This window comes from Microcystis sp. M083S1, assembly GCF_020246405.1.
GTDB lineage: Bacteria > Cyanobacteriota > Cyanobacteriia > Cyanobacteriales > Microcystaceae > Microcystis > Microcystis aeruginosa_C.
Map to the genome: position 1 here is coordinate 1 of NZ_JADBTB010000034.1, position 8,508 is coordinate 8,508.

General features: G+C 44.5%; 8 protein-coding genes, 1 tRNA gene and 1 pseudogene. 8 read left to right on the plus strand and 2 right to left on the minus strand.

The window, feature by feature from the left end:
• Positions 1–223: 223 nt before the first annotated feature.
• Positions 224–610, plus strand: coding sequence for a DUF2358 domain-containing protein (locus IM450_RS03355; RefSeq protein ID WP_287665764.1), 387 nt, complete (start codon positions 224–226; stop codon positions 608–610).
• Positions 611–619: 9 nt separating this feature from the next.
• Here the strand turns inward: IM450_RS03355 and IM450_RS03360 are convergent, their stop codons facing one another.
• The gene (locus IM450_RS03360; protein WP_287665767.1) at positions 620–2,032 is read right to left on the minus strand and encodes a slr1306 family protein; all 1,413 of its coding nucleotides are present in this window, start codon (positions 2,030–2,032) and stop codon (positions 620–622) included.
• A 176-nt stretch (positions 2,033–2,208) separates the two neighbouring features.
• Here IM450_RS03360 and rpmG point away from each other — a divergent pair, with 176 nt between their 5' ends.
• The 7 genes from rpmG to IM450_RS03395 all read left to right on the plus strand — a co-directional run bounded on the left by rpmG (position 2,209) and on the right by IM450_RS03395 (position 8,256).
• Positions 2,209–2,403 carry a 50S ribosomal protein L33 gene (gene rpmG / locus IM450_RS03365; RefSeq protein ID WP_002734724.1) on the plus strand — a complete coding sequence of 65 codons (195 nt, stop codon included), beginning with the start codon at positions 2,209–2,211 and terminating at the stop codon, positions 2,401–2,403.
• Positions 2,404–2,443: 40 nt separating this feature from the next.
• Positions 2,444–2,659, plus strand: coding sequence for a 30S ribosomal protein S18 (gene rpsR, locus IM450_RS03370; RefSeq protein WP_002770735.1), 216 nt, complete (start codon positions 2,444–2,446; stop codon positions 2,657–2,659).
• A gap of 636 nt (positions 2,660–3,295) precedes the next feature.
• Positions 3,296–5,524, plus strand: a complete 2,229-nt coding sequence (locus IM450_RS03375; RefSeq protein WP_004163700.1) for a sensor histidine kinase — start codon at positions 3,296–3,298, stop codon at positions 5,522–5,524.
• 76 nt (positions 5,525–5,600) lie between these two features.
• Positions 5,601–5,673 (plus strand) — tRNA-Phe (locus IM450_RS03380).
• Positions 5,674–5,914: 241 nt separating this feature from the next.
• Positions 5,915–6,658, plus strand: coding sequence for a HEAT repeat domain-containing protein (locus IM450_RS03385; protein ID WP_004163699.1), 744 nt, complete (start codon positions 5,915–5,917; stop codon positions 6,656–6,658).
• Entirely contained in the window at positions 6,642–7,259 is a 618-nt protein-coding gene (locus IM450_RS03390; protein ID WP_159247621.1) for a flavin prenyltransferase UbiX, read from the plus strand. The genes IM450_RS03385 and IM450_RS03390 overlap by 17 nt, the downstream gene beginning before the upstream one ends.
• 382 nt (positions 7,260–7,641) lie before the next feature.
• A complete protein-coding gene (locus IM450_RS03395) occupies positions 7,642–8,256 on the plus strand; it encodes a hypothetical protein (RefSeq protein WP_004163697.1) in 615 nt (204 codons plus the stop codon).
• 67 nt (positions 8,257–8,323) lie between these two features.
• Here the strand turns inward: IM450_RS03395 and IM450_RS03400 are convergent.
• Positions 8,324–8,508: pseudogene (locus IM450_RS03400) on the minus strand (RNA-guided endonuclease TnpB family protein); the annotation flags it as partial.

The window sequence follows — 8,508 nt, forward strand, 5'->3', positions numbered from 1 at the left end:
AGCTTTGGTGGGTAAAATGTATTCTAAGATACATTTCTCAAGAGCGAGGGGGTGGAACGAACCACAAAGACACAAAGGACACAAAGATCGATCGATCCTATGTCAATTAAACTTATCACACAGAACCTAGAAGAGCCCTAATTTTGCTTAGGTACTTAATAGTTAACAGTGACCCCTCAGCAGCGAAAAAAGACAATAGCTATCGGGAATAATTGGGTATTTTATGGATATTATCGCTATTTTGCAGCAAGATTATCAAAGATTTCCCCTCGATCAAACCTATGATATTTATGCTGATGACGTTTATTTTCAAGACCCTCTCAATCAATTTCGGGGGATTAAACGCTATCGGGAAATGATTGGTTTTATGGGTCAATGGTTCCAAGCTATCAAGATGGATGTCCACGCAATTGAACAGCAGGGAAATATTATTAATACCCGTTGGACATTGCACTGGATAACTCCTTTACCTTGGCGGCCTCGCATCGCTATTTCTGGACGCAGCCAATTAACTCTCGATGACAATAATCTGATTATTTCTCATATCGATTATTGGGATTGTTCGCGCTGGGATGTGCTGCGTCAGCATTTATCTTTTCCCAGTTCTTAACTACATTTTTTAACCAGAAAATGCCGACCAACGAGCGCTCGTTTGCTTGACAAAATCCTGTAAAAATGCTAGGCGCTGATTTTGTTCCCAGACCTGTTTAACTTTATTCTGCAAACTCGTCCAATTCCAATCATTATTCAGTTGCTCGTTAATTTCCTGTTCTTGAAAATATTCAACTAAACTTAAACCAGCTAAACGAGTTAGATAGGCTGCCCCGATTCCCTGCACTGTACCACCGGCGATATAAGTAATCGCATTTCCCTTGAGAATCGTTCCTAATGCCTGGGTTGTCACTTCTACCATGCCCAATTGTACCATCATTTTCCCCAGGGTGGCCATGGCTGTTTTTGCTTGTTCAAGGGACATTTTTTGTTGATAAATTCCCCCTAAATCCACTAACATTTGAGCGTTAGTAGCTGCCGCTAAAACTAAATCTAGGGCCGCGAGAGGATTAGCAAAAGTGGCAGTAGCGGCTATCCATTGGTATTGTTCGATAACAGGTAAAGCCTTTTTGCGTCGGGATTGATTGAGTAATTGTTTGGTTTCCTTGGCTAATTCTAGCGCTTGTCTCCAGATAGTTCCCAGAACTAATTCGGACTTTTCTTGTTCGATAATTTTTCGGAGATGATTATCTAAAGGATCGATAACTACCGTTTGAGGTTCCGTCCATTCCTTGATTTCTCCATTGCTTTGATGTTGACGAACTTTTAGGGGTTCAGGGGCAGCGGCTATGGCTAAAATATGATGAGCGCGAATAGTTTCTTTTAGTCTTTGTTTCAGGGAAAGGAGTATTTCTTCTCTGGTTTCGGCGGGTAAACGATCCTGTTTATTCAGTAACAGAATAACACGCTGGTGCATTCGATCGAATTGCTGGAGGATTTGCCATTCGGAATCGGTTAAATCCCCATTGATAAGATACAAAACTAAGTCGGCTGCTAGGGACTTTTGCTGGTTAGCGGTGCAGTCGAGAGTCAGAAGGGGTTCCGTTTCCAGAAAAGCGATAGATTCTCCAAAGTTGCCGGTTTCTAGTAGTTTTTTTAAGGCAGTTTTACCAGTTTTTCTAGCACCGGTAATGGCAATTTTCAGGTCCTGGCGACTAAATTCTTGGTTTAATTGGGTTAAAGTGGTTTTGAGTGGGGTTAAGTCTTGATGGGGGTCTTCTTTGGCCAGATAATTAATTATCTTCTCGGCCTTGGTAATCGCTTGTTTAACCTTTTCTAGACTCAGGGGAGTGGGGGGGGAAAAATCGATTTTCGCGTTGGGTTTTTGCCAGAACCAGATACCAGCGCCAAGAGCAAACGCACCTAAAATACCCCAGGAACCGACTTCGCTCACTGTACTATTGAGAGTTTCCCCCAGGGTGAAAGCGATGGTAATGCCTATCCCCGTCACTAAAATCGGTTTACCCAATCTTACCGTCATTTTCCTCATCCTCGCCAACTGCTGTGATTATTCTAGCTTTTTTGTGCTGGATTTCATCCCAAACTCAACTTTTTAGCCGACAATTCCCCTGGTTCGTCCCGGCCGCTCTTGCCTAAAAGGCCCTAGATATGTCATAATGATCGATTGCGTGTAAATTTACCCGATCCCCTGTTGTTATGGCTAGTAAAAAAGGCGTTCGCCTGATCATCACTGTAGAATGCACGGAATGCCGCAGTAATCCCGATAAGCGTACCCCCGGCGTTTCTCGCTACACCACCAGCAAAAACCGTCGCAATACCACCGGCAGACTGGAAATCAAGAAATACTGTCCCCACTGCAATAAGCACACCGTCCACAAGGAAATTAAGTAAACACACTTTAGTTAAAAAGTCAAGCAATCTTTACAAATCTATGAGCTACTATCGTAAACGTCTCTCTCCCATCTCCCCTAGTCAACCGATTGACTACAAAGACACCGAACTCCTCCGCAAATTCATCACCGAACGCGGCAAAATTTTGCCTAGACGTATCACCGGTTTAACTTCTAAACAACAGCGAGATTTAACTGAAGCGGTGAAACGGGCCCGTTTAATGGCTTTATTGCCTTTTGTCAACCAAGAAGCCTAAATTCAGTGATCAGTAATCAGTAATCAGTGAACAGTGATCACTGAAAATAATTGGCTAATTAAAACAGTTATCCTAATGGTGGGGTAGGAGGTTCTCCTTTTGGAGAGCCGGTCGTCGATGCCAAATTAGGTTATGCTTCCTCTTGATAAGAAACGCTGTATTTGATAAGTAATAGCACAAAATTAACTTCTTGGTGAGGATAGGCACTCATGGAAGAAGTAATTGGATATGTGTAATTAATTGTGTCTAGCTACTTAAGTAGGTAGGCGTTAAAAGTTGTCAGATGCCCCCCTTATCAAGGGGGGATTAAGGGGGGATCGGCACCCCCCTTATCAAGGGGGGCAGGGGGGATCGAACCTAAAATCCATTTTTAATTTAATTATAACCAGCTACTTAACTTAAAACTTAAACCTGATAACTGATAACTGATAACTGATAACTGATAACTGATAACTGATAACTGATCTCAGTATATTGGGGTCGCTTTCTCGTTTTTGCAAAGAAATATATCGGAATCGGCAGCGGATAGGAAAACTTGTGCGAGGATCTTAAGAAATAATTAAATCGCTCTAGGAGTAGCCGACGATTTTGTGATTATCGATCCAAATCCACCAATTAGCATAATGGGAGGCTCTTATGGAAAAGCAGCCGTCAGAAATCGATACCGAGTTGGATGCACAGCTAAAAGAGGAGGATTCCGAGCAGTTTCTGCGTAGTATATTTAATTCCGTGCAAGCGTCGATTTTTGTGGTGGACGTGCTGGAAAATAGAGATTTTCGCTATGTGGGAGCAAACCCCGTTCATGAATGCTGGACAGGATTGCGCTCATCAGATATTAAAGGCAAAACTCCCGAACAAATCCTTCCCCCCGATGATGCGCGTAGTGTGCGGCAACACTACAGTGACTGTGTACGTTACGGAACGACTATTTCCTACGAACAGTATTTACCTTTTCAAAATATACCCTACTGGTGGCTAACGACTTTAACACCCCTACGGGATGACAATGGGAGCATCTATCGTTTAGTGGGAACCAGTACCAATATCACCGAACGCAAACAGGCCGAAGAAGCTTTAAGATTACAAGCAGAACGGGAACAACTACTGGGGGTAATGCAGGAAAGAATCCGGCAATCGTTGGATCTTGATCGCATTTTGCAAAGAACTGTTAAAGAAGTGCGACAATTTCTCAACTGCGATCGAGTGTTAATTTATCGTTTATTCCCCGATCGTAGTGGCATGATTGTGGTGGAATCCCATACTGCGAGGATTAATTCTGTCTTAGGAAACAGGATCCAGGATCCCTGTTTTAATTTATCCCCAGAACGTCTGGAAAATTATCGTCGCGGCAGGATTCAAGTTATTGAAAATGTCCATAATTCGGGACTTGATCCCTGTTATCGCAACTTACTTACTTCTTTGCAAGTACAGGCTAACTTGGTGGTGCCGATTATCTGCGATAACCAACTCTGGGGGTTACTAATTGCCCAGAATTGCCAAAAAACTCGCCCTTGGCAATCCCAAGAAATCGATCTACTCAAACAATTAGCCATTCAAGTGGGAATTGCCATTCAACAAGCAGAACTGCACCAACGGGTAAAATGCTTGAATACTGCTCTAGAATCGGAGGTGCAGCAAAGAACCGCCGAATTGCAGATGAGTTTGAAGTATGAAGCCTTAATCGGACGGATTACCGAAAAAATTCGCGATAGTCTCGATGAAAATCATATTCTGCAAACCACCACTAGGGAATTAGTGCAGGTTTTACCCGTAGAAAGGGCCCAAATTGAGCTTTACGATCCCAGTCGCAGCAAAGCCACTATTGTCCACGAATATACCACTCAAAAGCTTATCTGTCAGGGAATTACCCGTCAAATTAGCGATTTTCCCGAAATCTATCAACCGCTGCTGCACAAACAAATTTTACAATTTGTTGATCGTCTTCCCCTTGGTAATCCGCAAATTGGTCGTGTTAACCGTTGCGCTTGTGCTATCTTTGACGATAAGGGTTTTTTGGGCAATCTTTGGCTAATTCGACCAGCTAATCATATTTTTAACTCCTTAGAAACTAATTTGATTCAACATATTGCCACCGAATGTGCGATCGCTATTCGACAGGCGCGACTTTACGAATCTTCCCAAGCACAAGTGCGGGAACTAGAAAAACTGGAAAGATTAAAAAGCGAATTCCTGAAAACCCTTTCCCATGAACTGCGAACCCCGATTACCAGCATTCGTCTAGCGGTGGAAACCCTAGAGAGTCTCCTAGAAGATCAAGGGATCGAGATCGCTCCAGAGGATTCGATCGGTGAACTGTTGCAAATTCTTAACATTGAATCTCAACGTCAGAGTAAGTTAGTTAATGATCTGTTGACTTTAACCTATCTGGATGCGGAAACCGAACCCCCGGCGATGGAAGCGATCGACTTACTTTCTTGGCTACCCTTATTAGTGGAACCTTTTCGCACTCTCACCCGCGAGCGACAACAGCAGTTAATTTTAGATATAGATGGGGATATACCGGAGATTAACAGCAGTCTGTGTCATATTGAGCGCATCATAGCGGAATTACTGACCAATGCTTCTAAATATACTCCGGAGCAGGGAATAATTAGGGTAAATGTCTGGCGTGCGGATGAGCAAATATTAATTAGTGTGAGCAATTTAGGAGTAGAAATCGCCCTAGAGGAATTATCAAGAATATTTGCCCCTTTTTATCGCATTCCTAACCAAGATCCCTGGCGCTACAGTGGCACCGGTTTAGGTTTAGCTTTGGTCGGCAAACTGATTAAACCCCTGAATGCTACCATCGATGTCACCAGTGCCAACGCTGTCACCACTTTTACCCTCACCTTGCCAATCTAGTCGAGGGGAAAACTTTTTAGAAAAAAACCTTGCAATTATTTCGAGGGCGTGCTATATTGAGAAAGGACTGAAAAACGCCGAGATAGCTCAGTTGGTAGAGCAGAGGACTGAAAATCCTCGTGTCCGCGGTTCAAATCCGCGTCTTGGCATCGGAAAAACACCAAAATTTGCCCTGTATTTACTTTCTAGTCTGCTAGGTTTTGTAAATGCAAGAATAGGCGGTGAGAATGCGTCTTAGCTTATCAGTGATGATACGGGCTGCCTATCTTCGCTCGGATTTGGATCTTCAGTTCACTGATAACTGATAACTGATAAGTCTCCCGAACCAGCAATTACTTTTTGATTTTGGGCTTGACGTAAGCGGTCACGGATTAAGATAATCTAACAAGTATGTACGACAATGAAATCCTAGACCCTAGCAACTCCTTAAATAATCCTCTCGATGGGAGCGATCCGGATCAAGCAGCGGAAATCCCCCCCGATCCAGAGGAAATGCTCTCATTGCTTACTTCTGATCATCTGAGCGAGAGAATGATCGCGGCCCGCGCCTTTTGTGAATTGCGGGACGAAAGAGCGATCGCCCCGTTACTAGAGATGTTAAGCGATGTCTGTCCCCTAGTGCGTGTCAGTGTCGCCTACGCTTTGGGCCGAAATCCCAGTCTTAGCGCCGTGGAGCCTTTAATCGATCTACTGGCCAGAGATTGGAATGGTTACGTCAGAAAAGGGGTAGTTTGGGCCCTGGGTAACTGTGGCGACCGCAGAGCGATCGAGCCTTTGGTTCATGCTCTCAAAACCGATATTTCGGCGGTGCGATTATGGGCTGCCAGTAGTTTGGCCCAGATTGCCAAGGTCAATTATGAAGATATCATCACCGTGTTGCCGCCTTTAATTGAAGGATTGCGCCGAGATTTAATCGCAGCGGTGCGGAGTAATTGCGCTTGGTCAATTGGTCAATTATGCCGAGAATTGCCCTTCAATGTGATTTATGCCACGGCGATCGATGCTTTGATCGAGGCCTTGGTGGAAGATGAGGATTTAGGTGTCAAGGAAGATGCGAGAGGTGCTTTATTAAAAGTGGGCGACCCGAGAGGATTACAATTGATCGAGGAATTAGAGCTTGAAGGAATTATCTAAACCGCTAATTTTGGGCGTTACGGGGGCATCAGGGCTGATTTATGCCGTGCGTACCCTCAAATATCTACTTTTAGCCGACTACACGATCGATCTAGTGGCTTCCAAATCAGCTTACACTGTCTGGCAAGCGGAAGATCAGACGCGGATGCCTCCAGAACCGGAACTGCAAGAACAATTTTGGCGCAGCCAATGCGGGGTGATGGAAAGGGGAAAATTACGCTGTCATCGTTGGGGGGATGTGGGGGCAACGATCGCCAGTGGTTCCTATCGCACCCTTGGTATGGTAATTATTCCCTGTAGCATGAGTACAGTGGCTAAATTAGCGGGGGGGTTAAGTTCCGATTTGCTAGAAAGAGCGGCGGATGTGCAGATTAAGGAGGGCAGAAAATTGGTTTTAGTGCCGCGAGAAACCCCTTTTAGTTTAATTCATCTGCGTAATTTAACCACTTTAGCCGAGGCGGGCGTTAGAATTGTGCCAGCAATACCGGCATGGTATCACCATCCCCAATCGATCGAGGATTTGGTCGATTTTGTCATCGCTCGTACTCTCGATCAGTTAGATATCGATTGTGTGGCCATTAATCGCTGGCAAGGACATTAACAGTTATCAGTTATCAGTGATCAGTGGATAGTGGACAGTGGTTAGTGGTTAGTGGGAAAGCATCTCATTTATGCAAGTGAGTAATTATACTTATCCATAAAACTGGTTTCTAGCAAGGCTTTCAAAATAGCTTGACATAAAAACCTGATTGAGATGCTCCCGTGGTTAGTTAGTGGTTAGGGACCTGCGCTTTGATAATGTACCTTTTGGGCGAACGCAGTTCGCCCCTACATTGTGGACAAAATCCGTTACTGTAGGGGCGCAAAGCTTGCGCCCTCCGATCGATTGGGATATTATTCCCACGCAAGTCCCTTAGTGATTGATCACTGATCACTGTTTACTGATCACTGTTTACTGAATCACTGAATCAAGGGAGGTAAAAATGGGCTGGATTATGGTCTTATTTGCGATCGCTGTGGGCGGATTACTGATCTGGCAGAATCTGGGGGCGATCACTTTGGTCTTTTTTGGCGGTATTATGACGGTAAAACTGCCCCTAGCGGTCTGGGTGTTACTTTTTACCCTAGCGGGAATTATCAGTGGTTTAACCCTGCAATTTCTCTATAGTTTTGGTCGTCCTGTGGCTGCCCCAAAAGCTTCCCCTCGTATAGGAAATAATCCTACAGTCCCACCGCCATCTCCCCGACCTACCTATATTCAAGATTCTGCTCCGTCTCCACCGAGTAACGATTGGGAAAGAGATAGCGGTGATGATTGGAATTTTGATACACCCCCCGAAAAACCGACGATCATTCAGGAGCGGGAAGAATTCCCGCCTAGGGTGGCTGATAGGGAAAAAGTTGATTTTGTCAAGCCTCCTAGTGACAGTTCTCAAACCGGCTCGGTTTATTCCTATAGTTACCGCACAGCCAAACAGACTCGCGGGGAAAAGGCCGATCAAGTGTACGATGTCAATTATCGGATTATTACGCCCCCCGCCCAGGATCAAAACCAAGATCGGGAGGTAAACAAAGGGGATGAAGAGGAGTGGATTTAACTTTGACAGAGACAGAACCAGTGCTGATCAGCTAAAAATTGCTAAAAAGACGTTGACACTCCCCGCTCTAAAGAGACGGGGATTCTTGGTTCACAGAGATTACTTGCTTAAACAGAATTGCTTCTGAAAAAGTAGAGGTATTCTCTCCCCAAGCGTTTATTGGATCGAGCCCAAAGGTTCCGGTATGCCCTACCGTACTTAGTCCCCTTTTAAGGATGTTGATTGCGGCGTTTTCATCCCTATCCAAAACAC